The organism is Planococcus citreus, from assembly GCF_003664125.1.
GTDB classification, from domain to species: Bacteria; Bacillota; Bacilli; order Bacillales_A; family Planococcaceae; genus Planococcus; species Planococcus citreus.
Genome location: NZ_RCCP01000003.1, coordinates 193976 through 216337, shown reverse-complemented (window position 1 = coordinate 216337; position 22362 = coordinate 193976). Strand labels below are relative to the sequence as shown.

Below are 22362 nucleotides of genomic sequence, written 5' to 3'. Positions count from 1 at the left end.
AAATTCCTCCTTTTGTTGCGGAATGAACATTCATTCTCCGACAGTTTACTCCTTCCCTCGTTGAAAATCAATGAATAACCCGAAAGTGCATGTCACCAAAATGAAACGATTTCGCTGCCTGCCCGTATAGCATAGTATCCAGTTAAAGGAGGAATCATTCATGTCGAAGTATTCCATCAAACAATTTGTCCAGCAAACGAAACAGGAAGAAAGCGCGCGCGATTTTTTCGAGCTTGAAACTGACCGCCTGCTCGAAGTGAACTTGAATGGCCAAGTATGGGCTAAAGCGGGCTCAATGATTTCCTATGAAGGCAATATCAAATTCGAGCGCGAAGGCATGCTCGAGCACGGCCTCGGGAAATTCGTCAAAAAAGCGCTCAGCGGAGAAGGCGCCCAGTTGATGAAAGCGAACGGCCAAGGCAAACTCTACGTCGCAGACAGCGGCAAGAAAATCACCATTTTAGATCTTGAAGGCGAAAGCATTTTCATCAACGGCAACGACTTGCTCGCATTTCAGAACGGGCTCGACTGGGACATCAAATTGATGCGCCGCGTCGCCGGAATGATGGCGGGCGGATTGTTCAATGTCCGACTGGAAGGCCACGGACTCGTCGCGTTCACTTCCCATTACGAGCCGCTCACTTTGCTCGTCACGCCGGATACGCCAGTGTTCACCGACCCGAACGCGACTGTTGCTTGGTCGGGCAATTTGGAACCGGATTTCGTCACCGACGTGCAGTTGAAAAGCTTTTTTGGCAGAGGCAGCGGAGAATCCGTACAGATGAAATTCTCCGGCAACGGCTTCGTCGTCGTCCAGCCGTTCGAGGAAATCTACCACGCGCCACAAGGCTAATAAACAGATTACCTAATAACTACTGCCCTGCGGCGATTAGACATTGCTCTAATCACCACGGGGCAGTTTGTTTTGTCTTAAAAGCTAATGTTCCACTGTTGTTTCAATTGCGAAAGCAAATCCTCTGGAGGATTATAAAGGAAATACGTGACACCTTCTTGATCCAGTTGAATCGTTCCGTCTTTGTAAAAGTGAATCAAATACATATGCTCGTCCGTGCGATTGGCTACCGGCATATTGTAAAGCATCATCCGGTAGCTGCCAGGCTGCTCGAGCAGATCGGCCCTTTCTTGCAGTTCCGCTTCACTCGCTTGAATCAGCTCTTCTCCATTCAACCGGTCGATCAGTTCATCGGCTTTTTCCGGCCCTTCGATGAACGTTTCTTCATAGCCTGCGGTTTTGGCCGAAGTATAAGTGCTTGAAACGAGTACCCCTTCGTATTCCCCGCGGTGTTCGATCGCGAGAGTTTCTGGGCTTTCCCCGACAGTACCACAGCCAGCCAAGGTGGCGATGACGATCAGTAAAGATGCCGTTATCGATATTGCAGCCGAAGCTTTCATGTTGACCCTCCAGTTCTTATCCTTAATCTATAGTATAGCAAATGGCAAATTTGTAAAATTAAAGATAAATAAATTCAGCGCTCAACGTATATTCCGGTAAAAATAGCTGGTTCATTCACGATAAAAGGTTACAGGGTATTGACCGGAACCTTTTATCAGAGTGTTGAAGAAGTTACAGCTATTCATTCATAAAGTGTCTACTCAATTAGTAAGAAAATATAAATATGTGTGAGAGAAAAAATTCTGCAACACTAGTGAAGTGAAAGCCGGCGACTCCTGCGGGAATAGCACGAGTCGAAGACCCTGCAGGAGCGTCAGCGACGAAGCGGCTGAGGCCGTGCCCGCGGAAAGCGTCCGGCTGGAACGAAACGTGAGAGGTTATCAAAATTTCTCCACACCATAGCAAAAGGTTCCGGCCAGCAGACCGGAACCTTTTGTCGTTCTCTATTATCATTTTTTCGGCAATACAGCTTTCGGGGACACAAGGCCTTTGTCGACGAGTTCGTCCCAGAAAGCAGACGAGATATCAGCTGTCAGTGCGGCTAAGTCTTCCTTGATGCGGTCTGGGCGTGTGGATCCGGTGACAACCGCTTTGACCGCAGGATGCGCCGTTGAAAATTGTAGCGCGGCATCTTTCAAATGCACGCCGTGGTTTTGGGCAACTTCGTTAAAACGCGCCACCCGCTCTTTGATTTCTGGCGTGATTTCTGCGTAATCGAAATGATCGCCGCCAAGCAGAGCGCCGGAGTTGAACGCCGAGCCGATGACTAGGCCGCCTTCTGTTTTCTCGGCAAGCGGCATCATGCGCTCAAGTGCGCGTTCATGTTGCAGTAAAGTATACTGCGTCGCGGACAAGCTCAAATCAGGATGTACTTCTTCAAGTTCGAGTGCGACTTCGATCGGCGTGGTCGTATTGACGCCAAGGCCCCATGCTTTGATGACGCCTTCGTCTCTTAAGCGGTCGAGCACTTTGAAAGCGCCTGTTCGAGCTTCATCGAACTTCGTGACCCATTCATCGCCAAGAAAATCCGGTGAGATATCGTGCACATAGACCATATCCAAGCGGTCTGTTTTCAAGCGTTTCAAGCTGTCTTCAATCGAACGCAGCGTGCCCGATTCCGTGTAATCGGTCTGGATTTTATTTTTGCGGCCGAATTCGAACAGCCCTTCTTTTTCCTCTTCTTCGTCCAGCACGATGCGGCCGACTTTCGAGCTCAGTAAATATTCGTCGCGGTTGTATGAAGGTAAAATCTCACCGAGCCGCAGTTCTGCAAGCCCAGCCCCGTAAAACGGCGCCGTATCAAAATAACGGATGCCTTCATTCCAAGCCGACTCGATCGTCGCCATCGCTTCGTCTTCCGGCACGTCCCGGAACATATTGCCAAGCGGCGCTGTGCCAAGGCCGAGTTTATGTTTGATTGTCACATCATTTTTCATTCGTGAACACCTCTTCTTTAATAGTTAAAACATATACCCATGTCTACCCGTTGAAAGAGCCGTTAAACGAATGAAATCCCAGTTATCGGCAGACATGACAATAGCCCGATTTCTCATGGTCAGACATGAAAAACCGGGCTATGCGCGTTACTCTCTCCTATTATTATACCTGAAAGAAAAATGTATTTGCAGACTACTTTTTCGGAAACGGCTCCCCTATACTCAGGATATCAAACTGAAAATGGGAGGCAACACGATGAATGAATCGACAGAAGTTTTGGACCTTGGCCCCTTCTTCCACGGAACGAAAGCACAACTGGCAGTCGGGGACTTGCTGGAATCTCAGAATCCTTCCAACTTCCAGGACAAGAAATCCAATTACATCTATTTCACCGCCACACTCGACGCGGCGAAATGGGGCGCGGAACTCGCCGCCACGGATTTGCCGGAACGGATCTACATTGTCGAACCGACAGGCACATTCGAAAACGACCCGAATTTGACCGACAAGCGTTTTCCCGGGAACCCGACACGCTCCTACCGCTCCAAAGAACCATTGAAGATCGTGGCGGAACTCGCTGCCTGGGAACGCCATAGCGACGAGCAGATCAAGCATATGCTCGGCTCGCTGAAGTCGCTTCGCGAACAAGGCAAAGCGGTCATTATTGATTAAGGTTCACTCTTTAGAACATCGTTATTGCTGAGTAGTGATCCACAAGAAAGTGAATGTCTTGCCACCCCTGTATCTTTCATCACTCAAAAAACCACCCAAATGACGGGTGGTTTTTGCATACATAGATTCACTTATTTAGATCCGGAATCTACCGCCGGTTTAACCCGCGAGGCGAGTTCCGGATTTTCTTTATTAGGCGCTGCGGCTGGTTTTTTTGACCAGATCGTCGCCAAAATCGGCCCAGAAATATTGTGCCAGATTGCGCCCCATACGCTTGGCAGCGCAGCGAGCGGGCTGAAGTGGGCGGTGGCCAAAGCAACACCGAGTCCTGAGTTCTGCATGCCGACTTCGAGTGAAATCGCGCGGCGGTCTGTTTCGCTGAGGCCCATAAGCATCGCAATCACATAACCGAGCATCAAGCCGAATCCATTATGCAAGAATACCGCAAGGAAGACGATGAAGCCCGAGCTGATGACGTTTTGCGCATTGGCGGCAGTGACGGCCGAAACGATGATGAGGATCGCTGCCACCGAAATGAGCGGCACGACCGAGATGCTTTTCGCGACCGCTGCCGGGAATAGGCGCTGGACGAGAATCCCGAGTGCGATCGGCAGGATGATTACCTGGATGATGGACATGAACATCGACATCGGATCGACCGGCAGCCATTGCCCCGCGAGCAACAACAAGAGCAGCGGCGTCATGATCGGCGCCATTAAAGTCGACAAGGACGTCATCGCGACCGACAAAGCCAAATTTCCTTTTGCCAAATACACCATGACGTTCGACGCCGTCCCGCCCGGCACACAGCCGAGAAGCACGAGGCCTGCCGCAAGTTCAGGCGGCAGATTCAACACATAGGCAATGGCAAAGGCCGCGAGCGGCATGACGAGAAACTGCGCGGCCACGCCGACAAATACCGGCAGCGGGCTTTTGGCAATGATCTTAAAATCCACCGGTTTGAGCGTTAAGCCCATCCCGAACATGACGACGCCGAGCAGGATCGTGATATAGGCGCCGAACCCGACAAACGCTTCAGGCAGGAAAAACGCCAGCAAGGCAGCCAAGATGACCCACACAGCAAAATATTTTCCAGCGATGGCACTCAATGATTGCAATACTTTCATTTAATCGTCTCCTTTGTCTCCACTTTAATGTTTTTGCCGGGATTCAATAGATTGTTCGGGTCCAGCGCCCGTTTGATTTTCTCCATGACGTCAAGCGCCGCTCCGTGTTCTTGCTGTTGGTATTTCTGTTTGCCGAGCCCGACGCCGTGTTCGCCTGTACAAGTCCCGCCGCGTTCGAGCGCGTACTCGACGATGCGCCCGTTAAACTCCTGCGCACGCGCCACTTCTTCAGGGTCTTCCATATTCATCATGATGAGCGCATGGAAATTGCCGTCGCCGACATGGCCGACGATGCCGCCCGGAAGCCCGAGCGCCTGCAGGTTTTCCCGTGCATGGCCGACTGCGCCTGCAAGTTCTGAAATCGGCAGGCAAACATCCGTGACCATCATTTTTTTACCGGGAAAGCCGTGGATATAGGCATAGGCCAAGGTATGGCGTGCTTCCCATAATTGATTGCGCGCCGCCGTATCGGTCTCAAAAGCGATTTCTTCGCACGCATGCCCCTGGACGATTTCTTCCATAAACTCTACGTCTTGCTTGAGCCCTGCTTCATTGCCATGGAACTCCAGGAACAAAGTCGGCTGTTCAGGGTATGCCGTTTCACTGTATTTGTTCGCCTGCTTCATTGATTGTTCATCGACCAATTCGACGCGAGCAATCGGAATGCCCGCTTGCAAGATCGAGACGACCGCTTCGACCGCATCTTTCACGCTCGGAAATGAAGCGCGAGCCGCCGTAACGAATTCTGGAATGCCGTACACTTTCAAGGTCATTTCCGTAAAGCAGCCAAGCGTCCCTTCAGAGCCGACGAATAGGCCGTTTAAATGAAGCCCGGAAGATGATTTCGCGGCTTTATTGCCGGTATGGATAATGGTGCCATCCGCCATGACCACTTCAAGATCGCGCACCTGGTCACGCATGACGCCGTATTTAACGGAAGTCGTGCCGCTCGCATTGGTCGCCGCCATGCCGCCGAGCGTCGCGTCCGCTCCAGGGTCGACGGTAAAAAACAATCCGTGTTTCTTCAATTCCTTATTCAATTGCGTCCTCGTGACACCCGGCTGGACCGTGACGAGGAAATCTTCCGCATCGACATGCAGCACTTTATTCATCAAGGAAAAGTCGACGGTAATGCCGCCCTGTTCCGGGATGACATGGCCTTCAAGGCTCGATCCGAGGCCGAACGGGACGACCGGAATCGCGTATTGCTGGGACAGCTTCATGATTTTCGATACTTGCTCCGCCGTTTCCGGAAATACGACGATGTCCGGCAATTGCATGGCATGATAGGATTCATCCCTGCCGTGCAGCTCCTTGATCGTCTCGTTGACGCTGATTTGTTCGCTTGTAAGAAACTCCGCCAAATTGTGCAGGATTTTCTCCTGATGAGGAATTGCCATTTCATTTCGCTCCTTTGTGGTTATTCACACTATTTAAATTTAATTTCAAAATTATAATAGGGAAAAGCTTATTGAATCGTTCCAGGCGGACGCTTTCCGCGGGCATGGCTTGAGCCTCCTCGGTCGCTACGCTTCCTGCGGGGTCTCAAGACTCATGCTATTCCCGCAGGAGTCACCGCCTTCCACTCTTAATAAATACTAATTATTAGATATGGAGGAAAACAGCGCAGACTCCTTGGGGAATAGCGAAGTGCTGAAATCCATTCGGGCGTCTAGCCCGAATTAGTTCAGCGCGAGCCCCCAGGAAAGCTAGCTGTTTTGTGGAATATCGATTGCGATGCCCTACCAAAAGTCTTACAACAGCATGCATACACACCGATACATCTTCATACCTCCGAAAATTGGTCCTACCAATTAAACCAATTATACATAATAATCTGAAAAGTACAATGTGTATTTTCAGACATTTTGCATTTCTTTCGGTATGATGAAAAGAGAACGCAAAAAACAAGTCAGCAGGGAGAGAGTTCCGTGTTATTGAATCCGAAAAAACGCACCTATGAATTAGTCGTCGAACAGATCCAAACGCTGTGCTTGGAGAACAATGTGCCCCCTGGCGGCCGTCTTCCCTCCGAGCGGGATTTGGCGAGTTTGTTCGGCGTCAGCCGCAATTCCGTCCGCGAAGCGTTGAAAGGCCTGGAAAGCAAAGGCTTTCTCGAAATCCGCCAAGGCGGCGGCAGTTTTCTCTCTGAGACGAAGCACGATATGCTCGGCAATGAGCTCGGCACGCGCATCGATGCGGCGGAGATCCAGTACATTGACGATATGCTTGAGCTCAGGCGTGCGTTCGAAGTCGAAGCCGCCTCGCTTGCAGCGCAGCGGGCGACGCCAGAGAACTTGTTGGCGATCCGCGAAGTGCTCGGGCAAATGGCATCAGCGGCACACGATCCCGAACTCGGCGTCCAGGCTGACGTAGATTTCCACCTGCAAGTCGCAAACGCTACCAAAAACCGATTATTGATCGACTTGATGGAAACTCTTGCCAAGCGGCTGGAGGAAAATATCCGTGCTACAAGGCGCCACCGCTTCACCGACGCTGAACGCCACCAGGATACGTACAATGAACATGAAGAAATCTATTTGGCAATCGAGAGCGGTAACGCCGAGCTGGCCAAGCAATTGATGAGCGAGCACATCTCTCGCATCCGCTCGGAATTAGATCGCTCCACATAAAAAAGGGCAGTCCTGAAATTACTTCATTTCAGGACTGCCCTTTTCGATTTATATAATTAGCCGTTTCTTACTTGATCAATTCCTTGCCCCCAGAATCGCCGGCCGCTTCAATACCTGTTTCTTCCTTTACGAAGAAGAACGATTTGAACACCATTGCCACGATTGACCGCGAGCGCAATGGATTTTCACTTCCAGAATAACTGGAGGCTATGCGCTGCGCGCGAAACTTTATTGATGCGTCTTCATACTCTCAAGCGCCGCGCCGAGAACGAGGCCCACCCCTGTCCCTACTCCTGCCCACATAATATTCCCTGTTAAGATCAATGCCAAAGCTGCACCGATTGCCGTGCCCATCACCAGCCCCAGACCGGTAAAAGGCATCTGGGAATAATCAAGCTTCTGGTTTGTCTCCATTTTCGCTACACTCCTTCAAAAATCGACTGTCACTCCCGATAAGAAAAGCAAGCTGAAAACCACCCACTTGTCTTTGGGACCTGCTTCTTTCGATTATTCGGTTTCACTAATGTCTTTCAAGTTTTGCAAGGTCTGTTCAACCGAGTTGTACATGAGCTTCTTGATGTAAATCGTGTTGGCCAATTTCCCGAATATGCTTCCGGGGAGTTCATAGTCCATCTCGAATTGAATCTCGGTGCCGCCGTCTTTCGGGATATAGCGCCAGGTTTGGGTCCCGTCAAACGCGCCGCTAATGAGGCATCGCCACACGTATCCATCTTTTACAGCCGCATTTTCCACAACCAATACATGCAAAGCCAGGCTTCTTCCGAAAAAATAATACCTCAAATTCATGCTCGTGCCTTTCTTTCCCGTGCCGATCAAATCTTCCGCTTCGGACAATCCGGCATACCATTGGTACCAGAGCAGCGGATTGGTCGCAAAGTGATGAACTTCCTTTACCCGCCGGTCGATGAAAACCGTGTTCCTTACTCTCCACATGCCGTCACCCTCCCTTGCCCAAACATTTCCGGTCTTGCCGGCTAGCGGTGGAACGTTTTCTACGCCCTTCCTATAGTTATTAATATAGCATGTTTTCGATTAAATAAACTGACTTTTCTGATATTTATAGTAAAATGTCGTTAAAGGAATTTGCAGAGCGGCCAACTATCATTGCTTCTTCACATATAAGCCCCTGCGCCTTAATTTCAAAATGACAAATGCGGTAATCGCCCCGCCGATCAATCCCATAATCATGTCGATCATCGTATCGTCGGGATCCCTGCCCTGCGCCGTAAAGCTGAATAATTTATCGCCGGCAAATTCGAGCAGCTCCCATACGGCTGCCGCTGCCAATGAAAACGAAATCATATACAAGGCAACGAACGAATCCGGCAACTCGGACGCTCCCCCATTTCGCAGCAAGCGCCTTAAAATGATCCAACTTGCATAGCCAATCCAAATGCCGGAGAAGATATGGAGAAAATCATCGAAATGGTTGATCCGGTAGCCACCCCCGAACGTGCCGATGACGACCGAAAAAAAGATGAAAAAATAGACAATGCTCGCAAAAATGGCCGGCAAAGGATACCCGAAACGCCTCTGGACGAGTGCCAATCCAATCATCACAAGGACGGTGAGTGCGCCCATGAACATTTTCGTGCCGTTGCTTTGTGTGTACATATAATAGATGCCCGCAATCAGTGAGGCTTGGACCGACCACCAAACGACCCGTTCCACGGCAATCGCCCGCCTATTTTGCATGGATTCCATTATGACCACCCTTTCTATTCCCAGATCTGGCTCTTGTTCTATATATTCAACGCTTATGGAAAAACGCCTGTCAGTGTAAAGCCTGTTTCCTATTCTTTTCATGAAAGGAGAAAAAGCAGATGAAAACTTTTTGGAGGCTCGTCCTTATCCTCGCCAGCTTGACCTTGCTCGGAATTGTCATTGCCGTCTATATCCTTGGGCAAGCCGATCCGGCACAGCAGGAAGTGCTCGATGAACAAAGCTTCACCGAGGAGATCGAGAACATGGAAATCACGGTTGAAAATTCCCGTGTGGAAATTATGCCAAGCGATGACGCAAGATCCCGTATCGTGCTGTTGGGCAATGACGACGACTTCACCTTAAATACCGATTCTGCAGGCGGGCGCCTTGCAATCGAAATCGAAGACCGCTCCCCGTTCTTCAATTTCGACTTCAACCGCTCCTATACACTGCAAGTTTATGTGCCAGCAAGCGGACTCGATTCCCTGTCGGCTGAGAGCAATAACGGAAGCATCGAGGCGAATGATATCAGGGCCGCGGAGTTCACGCTTGAAGCAGACAACGGGCGCATCGTTTTGGAGGCAGTTGACAGCGAGACGGTCGATGTCGAAACGGATAACGGCCGCATTGAATTGAACGACATGGAAGCCGACATCAGCGTCCGCTCATCGAATGGCCGCATCATGTTCAGCGAAGTGGCAGGCGAACTGGAAGCCCAGGCAAATAACGGCCGCATCGAATTGGAAACGGACACGCTTGATTTCCCTGTCGATTTCGATACGGATAATGGGCGCATCGAAATCCGGACCGAAACCGAACCGGCAAACGCCCGCATCGAAGCGCGCATCGATAATGGCAGCATTGGTATATACGGTCGTGAAAATGAAGAGACCGTGTTCGGCAGCGGCGACGTATTGATCCGTCTAGTTTCGAATAATGGAAGCATTACTGTTGAATGAAGGGAATGAGTTAATATGTCTTTGAAACCAACAGCTCTGCGCTTGGCAGATACGAGGGAACTAAGCTATATCGAGCGCGGCGATCCACACGGCACTCCTCTCATTTTCCTACACGGGCTGGCCGATTCCTGCCACACTTTCGATTTGCTGTTCGCTTGCTTTCCTGAACATCTGCGCACCCTTTCCTTCACACAGCGTGGGCACGATGGCATCGATCTGCCGGAACTGACGTATCGAACAGAAGATTTTGAAGCGGATTTGCTGCAGTTCATGGATGCCAAAGCTATTGGGAAAGCCTTTATCGTGGGTGCATCCAGCGGGGGATTTGCCGCCAGGAGTTTTGCCGCGAAATATCCGGAGCGGACGCTCGGGCTCATCTTAATCGGCTCCTCTTCCGAACTCGGCAACCAGCCAGAAGTCGTCGCCATTTATGAATCCACTTTGTCACGCTTAACGGATCCCGTCAGCCCCGAGTTTATCCGAGGATTCACCGGTGGACTTTTAAATAAACCGGTTCCTGCCGATTTCTTGGAGAAGATGTTCAGCGAGATCCAAAAAGTTCGGGCACGTGTATGGAAAGAAACGAGTAATACTGCATTGAATGAAAAATTCCCTGGTCTCCTTCATCAAGTGACGGCTCCAGCGCTTATTATTTCCGGAAAAGAAGATGCCCTCGCTTCACCAGAAGATCAGCAAAAGCTGGCTGCTGCCATCGCTAACTCCCAGCTGTGCATCCTCCCGCAGCTCGGGCACATGCTCTACTGGGAAAGCCCAACAGAAGTCGCAAAGGCCATCATACGGTTTGTCGATAAAGTAGAAAAAAGCTTCTAGCTGGCCAAACCATTTCACCGGAAAATTGCTTGGACCGAAAGAACGGCCTTCCATATTTCTTTAGAGAAGGAAGGAATATGAAAAATAGGCGAGTAAAAGCCATCCGCCTCAGGGTATAGATAAAAAAGGAGGCATTTCAATGGACTTGCATGACAAAGACAAAACACAATTATTCAGCCCTGAATTCACCCGAAACCCTTATCCCGCTTACGAGCGGCTGCGCGAAGAAGACCCTGTTCACCAGGTGCGTTTTCCGGATGGCCAGCTCGGTTGGCTCGTGACGCGCTATGCGGATGCGGAAGCCGTATTGAAAGACCCACGCTTTATCAAAGACTTTTCGAAGCTGTTCGGCGGCAGCATGGACGAGATGAGCGTGTTCACCCAAAACATGCTATTTTCCGACCCACCTGACCATAAAAGGCTGCGCGGGCTCGCACAAAAAGCGTTCACGCCGAAAATGATCGAAAGCATGAAACCGCGCATCCAGGAAATCACCGACGAATTGCTTGAGGGATTCGAAGGCAAATCGAGCGTCAACTTAATTGACGAATTCGCCTTCCCGCTCCCCATCATCGTCATTTGCGAAATCTTGGGCGTCCCATCACAGGACCGCGATAAATTCCGGACATGGTCGAACTCGCTCATCGAAGGCACGAGCGGCGAAGCAGGCGTTAGCGTTTATGAGCATATGAATGAATTTGTCCGCTATCTCGGCGAATGGTTCCAAAAAGTGCGCCAACAACCGGGAGACGACTTGATCAGCCGATTGATCGAAGCGGAGGAATCGGGCGACCGGCTGACGGAAAAAGAGCTGTACGGACTGGTTTCCTTGCTGATCATCGCAGGACACGAAACGACCGTGAACTTGATCGGCAACACCGTACTCACGCTATTGAAACATCCCGAACAACAGCACGAATTATGCGTACAGCCTGAACTCATCGGCCCAGCCATCGAAGAATCGCTGCGCTTGAATGGACCGGTCGAATTCAGCACCTCCAGATGGGCCGCAGAAGACATGGAATTTGGCGGAAAAACTATCCACCGGGGCGATTTGGTCATCGTCGCTTTGAACGCTGCGAACCATGACCCCGAGCAGTTCGATAACCCGGAACTGTTCGATATCCACCGCGAGAAAAGTGCGCATTTGGCGTTTGGCAAAGGCATCCATTTCTGCCTTGGCGCCCCGCTCGCACGGCTGGAAGGCCATACCGCAATCGACGGCCTATTGAAACGCTTCCCCGGCATGGCGCTCGCTGTCCCGGAAAACGAACTCGAATGGCGTCCGGGCATGATTGTCCGCGGCGTCCGTGAACTTCCGGTGACACTCGAAAAATGAATATGCAAAAAGGCGATGCCATTGACTTGTTAAAGTCATTGGCATCGCCTTTTGAATTGTAAACAGCCTAAGCCGTGAGAACGGAAAAACCGTCTCAGGACTGTAGATTTTTAGTTGTTTTCATTATCGCGCTTGACGATCTTATCACTCACTTGCTGGCCGCTCAAGGTCACCATTGGCATGCCGCCGCCCGGGTTGACGGTACCGCCGACAAAATACAGATTGTCATACAGTTCGCTTTGCTTCTTGTGCTTGAAGCCGCCGTTTTTGTTCTTGTCGGAAACCGTGCCGTAGATCGCGCCGCGGTCCGAACCGTAGATGCGCTCGATATCATGCGGCGTCCAAACATCGCGTACGACGATATTATCGCGCAAGCCGGCGAGCCCCATGCGTTCGAGCTTATCGATGACACGCTCTTCGAATTCCTTGTACTGCTCCGGTGTGAACGGGTTATCCTGGATATACGGGATATGCGGCAGGATTTTGATATTCTCATGCCCTTCTGGCGCCTGCGTCGGGTCGGTCTTATTGACGTTGACGAGATAGATTGTCGGTTCGTCCGGCAGCTCGTGGCGTTCGAACACCTTGTCCATCTGCTCTTTTAAATTGTCCGAGAAGAAGAAATTATGGTGGTTCAGCTGTGGATAGCTCTTCTTGACGCCGAGATGCAAGACGAGCCCCGAACTTGCCGGTTCGTATTTCTTCTCCAGTTTATCGACAAACTCATGCTCCGCTTTGACCATTTTTTGATAGAACGGAATGACTTCCATATTCGATACGTAATAATCAGCGGTTTGGAAGCTGCCGTCTTCGAGTTCAATGCCGGTGATTTTGCCTTCCGCACTTGTTAAGGCACGGATCACGCCCATGCCCGTATGGATCTGGACGCCTATTTCCCGCGCCAATTTTTCCATTCCGCCTGCCAAATTGTGCATGCCGCCCGGCACATACCAGCAGCCTTGCGCGTGTTGCATATAAATCATCATATTGAGCACGGCGGGTGCGCTGTACGGCGAAGACCCTACGTATTTTACGTAATAAGACAGCATGTCGCGCAAATGCGGATTCGTGATGCGTTTTGAAATCGCGCTGTACATCGTTGAAGTCAAATCAAATCCGGTTAAAGTTGCAAGGATGCCGTTTTGTGCGACTGCCTCTTTTGGCGATTCGAACCCTTCTTTCAAATAGCTTCGCTCGGTCGTTTCGTAAATCTTTTTCGCGTACTTCAGCAATGCGTAATATTCTTTCATATCTTTTTTAGACAAAGCCGGGTTCGCCCGTTCCATCAAACGAAGGTCATGGTACAAGTCGATCACCGTGCCGTCCGGGAAAAACGAGCGCCACTCACGCTCTAAGCGCTGCATCGGCACATAATCTGTCATGTTTTTGCCGCTGCCTTGGAACAGGCGGTCAAAGATATGCGGCATCGTCAAAATCGACGGGCCCAAATCAAACCCAAACCCGTCCCGCTCCAAGCGGTTCACTTTCCCGCCGATATGCTCGTTCTTTTCATATAACGAAACCTCATAGCCTTTTTGCTGCAATGAAATCGCCGCCGACAAGCCCCCAAGGCCGCCCCCGATTACGATTACGGATTTTTTCGCTTTCCCCATATATGTACCGCCCCTTTTTCATTGAAATATGTACTCTTCGTTTTGCCTGAAATCGCTTTTAGGGAGATTCTTCAGCATCATGCCATTGTCCTTGTTATTCCCTTCATAATAAGCTTAAAAACGCTTATTGTATAGTTTTTGTATAATCCTAGATGAACCGTTCATTCCAGAAGTAAACAGGATATCGAACGGGAAAAGTGGAATGGTATAAATACAGGCAATTCAAAAGACAGGAGTTGATCGCTATGGGTGGATTTCTGCCCCATATATACGACACGGCCATGAAACCGTTGGAGAAAACCCGTTTTGAGAAGATACGTAAAAATCTCGTCCAGCAAGCAACTGGGCGTGTGCTCGAAATCGGCTTCGGTACAGGAGCGAACTTCCGCTATTACCAACATGCCGAACGGGTCGACGCCATCGAACCGAATCCGGAGATGAGCAAACAGGCAGAAAAGCGCATCCGAAAATCAAAGACACCGATCCATACGTACGAAGCGGTGGCAGAAGAACTTCCTTTCGCCGATAACAGCTTCGACACCGTCGTCGCGACTTTGGTGTTCTGTACGATCCCGGACCCTGTCAGAGCGCTCGAAGAAATCTACCGCGTCAGCAAACCCGGAGCCCGGATCTTCATGTTCGAGCATGTCAAAATGGACCAACCGCTCATGGGCAAGACGCAGGAATCCTTGACACCCATCTGGAAAAAGCTATGCGACGGCTGCCATTTGAATCGCGATACGCTCGATTTGGTGAACCGTTCTCCATTCGAAGTCATGAAGGTGGACTCCTATTACGGCGGGCTGTTTTTGACCATTGAAAGCCGGAAACCGTGGTGAATTGTAGCTGTCCCTGTGCACGGCACAATTATGACTATTTATGCGAAAGCATGAAAATGCACAAAAAAATCCAAAGATGCATATTCTACGGTATTCGCCATTCATTCACCCTGTATATAGGTTTTCCTGAATTGTGTGGTACACAGGGACAAAAAAATAATTCCCAATTCCCTTGCAATTATCCGAAGATTGCTTTAATGTGAACCACATCAACCAGCAATTAACTTAATAATCGATTTCTTATCAAGAGAGACGGAGGGATTTGGCCCTATGAAGTCTCAGCAACCGCCCTGATTCAGGACAAGGTGCTAATTCCAATAGGCGTAAGCCTAGAAGATAAGAAGAATGTATTTTCCATAAACGGGGCTTTCTTCTTTTCGAAGAAAGTCCCGTTTTTTATTTCCACCACCCACACTAAAAACAGAAAGAAGGAATTTCACATGACCCACTCAACGATTCAAACAAACCCAAAACTAACAACCGCTCCATTCAAGGCGGATCACGTCGGAAGCCTCCTGCGCCCCGACAGCATTCACGAAGCACGCAAACAGTTTAAAGAAGGCACCATCACATCAGAACAACTGCGGGAAATCGAGACGACGGAAATCAAGCGTATCGTCGACAAGCAAATCGAAGTCGGCCTCAAAGCAGTGACGGACGGAGAATTTCGCCGCACATTCTGGCACACTGATTTCATGGCGCATATTAACGGCTTTGAAGGCTACACACCGGAAAAAGGCTATCAGTTCAAAAACGTCGAAACCGAAGCTTACGACGTCCGCAACATCGGCAAGATTTCATTCAATGAAAACCACCCATTCATCAGGGATTTCATCGAATTCAAGGAAATCGTCGATGGCCGAGCGGTGCCGAAATTAACGATTCCAAGCCCGAACCAATTTTTCAATCAAGGCATTCGCGATGAAGCCATCTATCCGGATCTGGAAGATTACGCGAAAGACGTCATCCAAGCTTACCGCGACGCTTTCCAGGCGTTTTATGACGCCGGCGCGCGCTATATCCAAATCGACGATGTCTATATCGCTGGCTTATCATCGCCGGACATCCCGTTCAACGACGGCAAATACAATCGCGAGTATTTAATCGACTTGGCGCTTCGCGTTGCAAACGGCGTGCTGGAAGGCAAGCCGGAAGACCTCGCCGTGACGACTCACCTGTGCCGCGGCAATTATCAATCCGACTGGGCATTTGAAGGCAGCTATGCATTGATCGCGCCTACCTTGTTCGCCAAAGAAAAAGTCGATGGCTTCTTCCTTGAATACGACGACGACCGCTCCGGCAGCTTCCAGCCACTTGAGCACATTCCAAACGGTGGGCCAAGAGTCGTGCTCGGCGTCTTCACATCGAAAAATGGGGAACTTGAAGACAAACAAGCAATCAAAGCACGCGTCGCAGAAGCCGCTAAACACGTGCCGCTCGAGCAGCTATGCATCAGCCCTCAATGCGGATTCGCTTCGACCCATCACGGCAATATCCTCACCGAAGATCAGCAATGGGACAAACTGCGCTACATCGTGGAAGTTTCTGAAGAGATTTTCGGAGAATGAATGAGAAAAGGCAAGCGCGGAGTTCGCGCTTGCCTTTTTGTTCGGAATAATTTTGTGGTGCACAGGGACGTTTTCATACCCTAAGCCACTCACACCGCGGTTTCGGCTGGCCGAATTGTGTCGCGCACAGGGACAGCACTACTACACAAACCGATACACCGTCCGCGACTCAAACGCTTCCTCTGCTTTCAATATCGCAGAAGGAAAATGCGGATGATGGATGGAATCTGGCATGCCTTGTGTTTCGAGGCATAGCCCGAGCTGATTTTGAGCCGCCACGCCTTTGAATGAATACGGGCCGCCGATATGGTTGGCGGTATACAAGACGACTGCCGGCTCTGTTGTTTCAACCTGCAAACTGCGCCCGCTTTCCTCGTCTTTAAGCTTGATCACCGGCTTAGCTTCTTTATCCAATAGGAATGGATGGTCATAGCCGCCGCCGACGAGTTCGATTTGCGGATGCTGCGAGTCTGTCCCTTCGCGGATGGTTCTGCGTTTGCGGAAATCAAATAGTGGATCTTCCTCTACCGGCACCAACTTACCCGTCGGCAACATGTCTTCGTTTAACTCCGCGTAGTGGCCGCTTGGGATGGTCAGTTGATGATCCACAATCGTCCGCTTGAAATCGCCGCTCAAATTGAAGTAGGAATGGTTGGTGACATTCAGCAAGGTCGTCTTATCGGATACAGCGGAATAGGAAACCGCCAATTGATTTTCATCGCTCTTCACGATGTAGCGGACCGTCATCGTTAGATTTCCAGGAAACCCTTCTTCTCCGTCTGGGCTGAAATGGGTAAATTCTACGATCGACTCGTTTTCGGTTTCAATCATTTTCGTTTTCCAGACGGCTGCGTGAAAGCCGCCAGGACCGCCGTGCAAATGCTGGCCATCGGAATTTTTGGCGAGCTGGTAATTCGTTCCCTCTATTGTAAAAGCGCCTTCTTGGATACGGCCGGCAAAACGCCCGACGACGGCACCGAAATAATGCGGATTGCTTCCGTACTCTTCCCATGTATCGAAGCCGAGTACAACATTCTCCAGCAAGCCGTCTCGGTCTGGCGCCAGGATTTCCGTGATGATGCAGCCGTAGTCGAGACACGAGAGTTGAAAACCCTTGTCGTTCGTCAGTGTATAGCGCGTGATATCTTGGCCATTGATTTGGCCGAATATTTTTTTAGTAATTGCCATCTTGTTGATCACCCTTCCAATGTTTATATCCCCATACACAATCACTCGCTTTACGTCAGTTCAAAAACGTCCACCAACAACAGCGTCACTGCCCCGATTAACGTGGCGTCGTCGCCAAGCTTGGTAATTTCCACTTGCGTCCGGCTTGCCGATTGCGTCAATGCAGACGCCCGAATCGTTTCACGGATCGCCGGCAGGATGAATTGCTGCGCTTTGGAAACGCCGCCGCCGAGAACGATTTTTTCTGGATTGATGATATGGATCAGATTGGTCAACCCAACGCCCATCGCTCTTCCCGCTTGTGTCAGTACCTCGATGCATGCTTCATTGCCGCCCAGCGCTTGCTCGAAAACTTGTTCCGCACTCAGTGATTGCGCTGTTTTCTCGCTGATGTTCCGCGTGATTGCCGGTCCCGCGACAAAGGTCTGCAGGCAACCGCGGTTGCCGCATTCACACACCTGACCGTTCAGGTCGATTGTCATATGGCCGATCTCCCCGGCGATATCGGAGGAGCCATGATATAGCTTTCCTCCGATGATCATCCCTGCGCCCACGCCACGGCCGATATTGACCGCAAGCATGCTCTCGAGTTCACCATGATCGCCGAACCAAAACTCCCCAAGCGCCATGGCGCGTGCATCATTTTCCACTTTTACTTCCAAACCGAACGTATTCTCAAGCTCTTCTTTGATCGGGATATCGGCAAGCCCTAAATTCGGTGCCACCAAAGATACCCCTGTCTCGACATCCACCACCCCATGCATCGCAACTCCGATGCCGACGACGTCTTTCCCTGTCGTTTTCAAAAGGCAGTCTTGGATGCAGCGTTTCAAGGCGTCGAGAAACTTTTCATTATCGGTCGGCAATTCCAATTGGGTTTCGGATCTTTCAAGCACTTTTCCAGAGAGGTCCGCCACGATGCATTCGATCGAATCCGGTCCGGCATCCACTCCGAGAATGCAAAAAGCGCCGTGATTGATGACCAGCATCGTCGGCTTGCGGCCGCCTTGCGATTGTCCGACATCGCTTTCTTCGACAATGTTTTGGTCGATCAGTTCTTTTACATTGCTGCTCACTGTCGGGCGAGTCAAGTTGGTCTCGCGCGCAATCTGCGCCCTGGAGATTGGCCCTTGCGTTCTGATTTTATTGAGGATGATCGATTTGTTCATCGATTTCATCCATTGAAAGCTGCCTTGGCGCATGCTAATTCCTCCGTTTTTAAAGTTTTCAGTTTCTTTATTGAATAGTTTAACAAAATACCATATACTTATGTTAATTAAATTAATTTACAAAGTATTGGAGGGACATGATGACACAGCCAGATTTGCTGCAAAACTACCAGGATATCTTTCAGACCACTGACACACCGCGTTCTTTCTTCGCACCCGGCCGCATCAATTTGATCGGTGAACATACCGATTACAACGGCGGCCATGTATTTCCTGCCGCGATCTCACTTGGCACTTACGCCATCGCGAGAAAACGCTCTGACCAAACATTACGTTTTTATTCGATGAATTTCCCGGATGCCGGCATCATCGAGTGCACACTTGGCGATTTGTCTTTCAACCCGGATCACGACTGGGCGAACTTTCCGAAAGGCATGATCCATACATTTATCGAAAACGGTTTTTCGATTCCTTCGGGCATGGATATCTTATTTTACGGAGATATTCCAAACGGCGCCGGCCTCTCCTCTTCCGCTTCTATTGAAATGGCGACAGGCGTTGTGCTTGAAGAGCTATTCGATTTGGAGATTGAGCGCCTGCAGATGATCCGCCTGGGGCAGAAAGTTGAAAACGATTACCTCGGCGTCAACAGCGGCATCATGGACCAGTTCGCCATCGGCAAAGGCAAAAAAGACCACGCGATGCTGCTGGATTGCCAAACACTGAAATTCAGTTACGCACCGGTCGAATTGAACGGCTACGAGATCGTCATCATCAATTCCAATAAACAACGGACGCTTGCTGCATCCAAATACAACGAACGCCGCAGCGAATGCGAACAGGCTTTGATGGATTTGCGGATAGAATTGCCGATCGATAGCCTCGGCGAATTGACCGGCGAACAATTCGAGCAGCACAAGCATTTGATCGCAAACGACATCAACCGAAAACGCGCCAAGCACGCTGTCTACGAAAATGAACGGACCGTGCGTGCGCTCAGCGAACTGGAACAAGGACATATCGAAGCGTTCGGAAACTTGATGAATGCCTCCCATGTCTCGCTTCGTGATGATTACGAAGTTACGGGCGCGGAACTCGATAAAATCGCGGAAACGGCATGGGGCCATCCCGGTGTCATCGGCGCACGGATGACCGGGGCTGGATTCGGCGGCTGTGCGATCGCGATCGTCGAGCAAGCACAGATCGATAATTTCAAAAAAACACTGACAGCAGTCTATAGCAAAGATTTCGGCTATCCCCCATCGTTTTACGAAACGAAAATCTCTGACGGGGCAAAAGAGCTAGTAGAGGAGTGGCAATTATGAGTGTATTGGTATTAGGCGGAGCGGGCTATATCGGTTCTCACGCAGTTTATCAATTGATCGACCAAGGCATGCAGGTCGTGGTCGTCGACAATTTGGAAAATGGACACCGGCAAGCGGTCCACCCGGAAGCGGTTTTTTACGAAGGCGATATCCGGGACGCAGACTTCCTGGATACAGTATTCGAAAATGAATCGATCGTCGAAGTTCTTCATTTTGCCGCCAATTCACTGGTCGGTGAATCAATGGAAAATCCGTTAAAGTACTTTGACAATAACGTCTACGGCACCCAGGTCCTGTTGCAGGCCATGACAAAACACGGTGTGAAGAACATCGTCTTTTCTTCGACAGCCGCCACTTACGGCGAGCCAGAAGCCGTACCGATCACCGAAACGATGCCGACGCATCCGACTAACACTTACGGCGAAACCAAACTGACGATGGAAAAAATGATGAAATGGATGTCTGTGGCACATGAATTGAAATTCGTCTCCTTGCGCTATTTCAATGTAGCGGGCGCACGGGCGACAGGCGAAATCGGAGAAGATCACCGCCCCGAATCCCATCTCGTACCGATCATTTTGCAGGCAGCCCTTGGACAACGTGAGGAAATCACCGTTTTCGGCGACGATTACGACACGCCGGACGGCACGTGCATCCGCGACTACGTCCATATCGAAGACCTCGTCAACGCCCACCTGTTGGCACTCGACTACTTACGGAACGGCGGAGAAAACGACGTCTTCAACCTCGGCAGCAGTCAAGGCTTCTCGGTCAATGAAATGATTTCCGCTGCGCGCTCTGTCACCGGCAAAGACATCCCTGTCAAAATCGGGCCGCGCCGGGCAGGCGACCCAAGCGTTCTTGTCGCCAGTACAGAAAAAGCGACACGCATTCTCGGCTGGCATCCAAGCCATACTTCGGTGACGAAAATCATTGAAGATGCCTGGAACTGGCATTCCGCTCATCCTGCCGGCTACGGAGAAGAGGTTAAGCTATGATTCACCAAACGCTTGCCGGACTCATCCATAAAGCCTTGGCAACTGGTTTGATCGAAGCTGACGATATCGATTACGCCCGCAACCAGGTCATGCACTTGCTTGAACTGGACGCCTTCCCGGAAGGCGCTGTCGAACCAATAGACGACAGCATCCCCAATTTATTGGAAGAGCTCATCGACTACGCAGTTGAAAACGGCATTATCCAAAACCTCTTGGATGACAAGGAAATGCTGTCGGCGAATATCATGAACTGTTTCGTCGCCAGGCCTTCCGCCATCAATGCCGCGTTCAACGACAAATACGCGGAATCGCCAATCGCTGCGACCGATTATTTTTACGAACTGAGCCAAAACAGCAATTACATCCAAATGAATCGGATCCGAAAGAACATTTCCTATAAACACAACAGCCCTTATGGTGAGATGGACATCACGATCAACTTGTCTAAACCGGAAAAAGACCCGGAACAGATCAAACGCGAACGTGAAATGAAGCAAACGCTCAGCTACCCGAAATGTTTATTGTGCAAGGAAAACGAAGGCTACGTGGGGCGGATCGGTTATCCGGCACGCGCCAACCATCGCGTCGTCAAGATTCCGCTCACCGGGGAAAATTGGTATTTCCAATACTCGCCTTACGTCTATTATAATGAACACAGCATCCTGCTTTCCGAAGAGCACCGCGACATGAAAATCGACCGCGGAGGCTTTGAACGATTGTTGAAGTTTACTGAACAGTTCCCTCATTATTTCGTCGGTTCGAACGCCGATTTGCCGATTGTCGGCGGATCTATCCTAAGCCACGACCATTACCAGGCTGGCCGTTATGAATTCGCGATGACGCGCGCTGAAGATGCGTTTTCGTTCCACTTGGATTCATTCCCGGATATCCGGGCATCTGTCGTCAACTGGCCGATGTCGGTCATTCGCTTGAAAAGCAGCAATATCGATGAACTGGTGGATGCCGCAGATGAGATTTTGCAGATTTGGAAGCAGTATTCGGATGAAGCGGCAGACGTCATCGCCTTGACCGGGGATACGCCGCACAATACGATCACGCCGATTGCCAGAAAACGCGACAGACTGTTCGAAATCGATTTGGTGTTGAGAAACAACCGCACGACAGAGCAGCATCCTGGCGGGATTTTCCATCCCCATGCAGATGTCCATCACATCAAAAAAGAGAATATCGGCTTGATCGAAGTGATGGGGCTCGCTGTCCTGCCGCCGCGCTTGAAACAAGAACTGGAACAAATCCAGGAATTCCTGCTCGGTGAAACGAACCGTGTAGAACCCGCTCATCAAGACTGGGCAGAACAATTAAAAGCGCAATACGGTACTGTCGCGAACCGAGAACAAGCCGAAGCGCTCGTGAGGGAAGAACTGGGCAAGAAATTTGTCCGGATCTTGGAAGACGCTGGTGTATTAAAAGAACCTCAAGCGTTCAAGCGATTTATCCATGCCGTCAATGAACAAAAAGCAGAAACCATTTAACCGCGATTACAAAAAGCACTTACATACATTGG

21 protein-coding genes and 1 riboswitch are annotated in these 22362 nt (G+C 50.3%); of the genes, 11 read left to right on the top strand and 10 right to left on the bottom strand.

Annotated features, from left to right (window positions below; genetic code table 11):
- Positions 1-160 precede the first annotated feature (160 nt).
- The gene (locus DFR62_RS11220) at positions 161-853 is read left to right on the top strand and encodes an AIM24 family protein (protein ID WP_121300463.1); all 693 of its coding nucleotides are present in this window, start codon (positions 161-163) and stop codon (positions 851-853) included.
- A 77-nt stretch (positions 854-930) separates the two neighbouring features.
- Here DFR62_RS11220 and DFR62_RS11215 read toward each other — a convergent pair whose 3' ends face one another.
- Positions 931-1413: a hypothetical protein gene (locus tag DFR62_RS11215; protein WP_121300462.1), complete on the bottom strand. Its 483-nt coding sequence runs from the start codon at positions 1411-1413 to the stop codon at positions 931-933.
- A gap of 450 nt (positions 1414-1863) precedes the next feature.
- On the bottom strand, positions 1864-2850 hold the full coding sequence (locus DFR62_RS11210) for an aldo/keto reductase (RefSeq protein ID WP_121300461.1): 987 nt from the start codon (positions 2848-2850) through the stop codon (positions 1864-1866).
- Positions 2851-3106: 256 nt separating this feature from the next.
- Here DFR62_RS11210 and arr point away from each other — a divergent pair, with 256 nt between their 5' ends.
- Positions 3107-3523, top strand: coding sequence for an NAD(+)--rifampin ADP-ribosyltransferase (gene arr / locus DFR62_RS11205; protein WP_121300460.1), 417 nt, complete (start codon positions 3107-3109; stop codon positions 3521-3523).
- A 131-nt stretch (positions 3524-3654) separates the two neighbouring features.
- Here arr and DFR62_RS11200 read toward each other — a convergent pair whose 3' ends face one another.
- Together DFR62_RS11200 and DFR62_RS11195 are read right to left on the bottom strand one after the other, a co-directional pair.
- Complete coding sequence (locus tag DFR62_RS11200; RefSeq protein WP_121300459.1) at positions 3655-4650, bottom strand: bile acid:sodium symporter family protein; 996 nt, start codon at positions 4648-4650, stop codon at positions 3655-3657.
- Positions 4647-6050 carry an FAD-binding oxidoreductase gene (locus DFR62_RS11195; RefSeq protein WP_121300458.1) on the bottom strand — a complete coding sequence of 468 codons (1404 nt, stop codon included), beginning with the start codon at positions 6048-6050 and terminating at the stop codon, positions 4647-4649. Before DFR62_RS11195 ends, DFR62_RS11200 begins: the two co-directional genes overlap by 4 nt.
- A gap of 531 nt (positions 6051-6581) precedes the next feature.
- Between DFR62_RS11195 and DFR62_RS11190 the strand changes: the two genes are divergently transcribed.
- Positions 6582-7283, top strand: coding sequence for a FadR/GntR family transcriptional regulator (locus tag DFR62_RS11190; RefSeq protein ID WP_241663102.1), 702 nt, complete (start codon positions 6582-6584; stop codon positions 7281-7283).
- A 228-nt stretch (positions 7284-7511) separates the two neighbouring features.
- Here DFR62_RS11190 and DFR62_RS11185 read toward each other — a convergent pair whose 3' ends face one another.
- From DFR62_RS11185 to DFR62_RS11175, 3 genes are all read right to left on the bottom strand, one after another.
- Entirely contained in the window at positions 7512-7697 is a 186-nt protein-coding gene (locus DFR62_RS11185) for a hypothetical protein (protein ID WP_121300457.1), read from the bottom strand.
- 93 nt (positions 7698-7790) lie between these two features.
- Complete coding sequence (locus DFR62_RS11180) at positions 7791-8237, bottom strand: SRPBCC family protein (protein WP_121300456.1); 447 nt, start codon at positions 8235-8237, stop codon at positions 7791-7793.
- Positions 8238-8405: 168 nt separating this feature from the next.
- On the bottom strand, positions 8406-9008 hold the full coding sequence (locus DFR62_RS11175; protein ID WP_121300455.1) for a DUF2238 domain-containing protein: 603 nt from the start codon (positions 9006-9008) through the stop codon (positions 8406-8408).
- Between the two features lie 119 nt (positions 9009-9127).
- Between DFR62_RS11175 and DFR62_RS11170 the strand changes: the two genes are divergently transcribed.
- The 3 genes from DFR62_RS11170 to DFR62_RS11160 all read left to right on the top strand — a co-directional run bounded on the left by DFR62_RS11170 (position 9128) and on the right by DFR62_RS11160 (position 12137).
- Positions 9128-9967 carry a DUF4097 family beta strand repeat-containing protein gene (locus DFR62_RS11170; protein WP_121300454.1) on the top strand — a complete coding sequence of 280 codons (840 nt, stop codon included), beginning with the start codon at positions 9128-9130 and terminating at the stop codon, positions 9965-9967.
- A 15-nt stretch (positions 9968-9982) separates the two neighbouring features.
- Positions 9983-10798 carry an alpha/beta fold hydrolase gene (locus tag DFR62_RS11165; RefSeq protein WP_121300453.1) on the top strand — a complete coding sequence of 272 codons (816 nt, stop codon included), beginning with the start codon at positions 9983-9985 and terminating at the stop codon, positions 10796-10798.
- Positions 10799-10937: 139 nt separating this feature from the next.
- Positions 10938-12137: a cytochrome P450 family protein gene (locus DFR62_RS11160; RefSeq protein WP_121300452.1), complete on the top strand. Its 1200-nt coding sequence runs from the start codon at positions 10938-10940 to the stop codon at positions 12135-12137.
- Positions 12138-12247: 110 nt separating this feature from the next.
- On the opposite strand, the gene DFR62_RS11155 is transcribed toward DFR62_RS11160, so the two are convergent.
- Positions 12248-13750, bottom strand: a complete 1503-nt coding sequence (locus DFR62_RS11155; RefSeq protein WP_121300451.1) for a phytoene desaturase family protein — start codon at positions 13748-13750, stop codon at positions 12248-12250.
- Positions 13751-13995: 245 nt separating this feature from the next.
- On the opposite strand from DFR62_RS11155, the gene DFR62_RS11150 reads away from it, so the two are divergent.
- Positions 13996-14589, top strand: a complete 594-nt coding sequence (locus DFR62_RS11150) for a class I SAM-dependent methyltransferase (protein WP_121300450.1) — start codon at positions 13996-13998, stop codon at positions 14587-14589.
- Between the two features lie 237 nt (positions 14590-14826).
- Positions 14827-14932: riboswitch (SAM riboswitch) on the top strand.
- Between the two features lie 97 nt (positions 14933-15029).
- A complete protein-coding gene (locus tag DFR62_RS11145; RefSeq protein ID WP_121300449.1) occupies positions 15030-16157 on the top strand; it encodes a 5-methyltetrahydropteroyltriglutamate--homocysteine S-methyltransferase in 1128 nt (375 codons plus the stop codon).
- A gap of 141 nt (positions 16158-16298) precedes the next feature.
- On the opposite strand, the gene DFR62_RS11140 is transcribed toward DFR62_RS11145, so the two are convergent.
- Both DFR62_RS11140 and DFR62_RS11135 read right to left on the bottom strand, forming a co-directional pair.
- Entirely contained in the window at positions 16299-17345 is a 1047-nt protein-coding gene (locus DFR62_RS11140) for an aldose epimerase family protein (RefSeq protein ID WP_121300448.1), read from the bottom strand.
- Between the two features lie 50 nt (positions 17346-17395).
- Entirely contained in the window at positions 17396-18547 is a 1152-nt protein-coding gene (locus DFR62_RS11135) for an ROK family transcriptional regulator (protein ID WP_121300447.1), read from the bottom strand.
- Positions 18548-18651: 104 nt separating this feature from the next.
- On the opposite strand from DFR62_RS11135, the gene DFR62_RS11130 reads away from it, so the two are divergent.
- The 3 genes from DFR62_RS11130 to galT are packed head-to-tail and all read left to right on the top strand — an operon-like array spanning position 18652 to position 22330.
- A complete protein-coding gene (locus tag DFR62_RS11130; protein WP_425273632.1) occupies positions 18652-19839 on the top strand; it encodes a galactokinase in 1188 nt (395 codons plus the stop codon).
- Positions 19836-20837, top strand: coding sequence for a UDP-glucose 4-epimerase GalE (gene galE, locus DFR62_RS11125; protein ID WP_121300445.1), 1002 nt, complete (start codon positions 19836-19838; stop codon positions 20835-20837). The genes DFR62_RS11130 and galE overlap by 4 nt, the downstream gene beginning before the upstream one ends.
- Entirely contained in the window at positions 20834-22330 is a 1497-nt protein-coding gene (gene galT / locus DFR62_RS11120) for a UDP-glucose--hexose-1-phosphate uridylyltransferase (RefSeq protein ID WP_121300444.1), read from the top strand. Before galE ends, galT begins: the two co-directional genes overlap by 4 nt.
- The last annotated feature ends 32 nt before the right edge of the window (positions 22331-22362 follow it).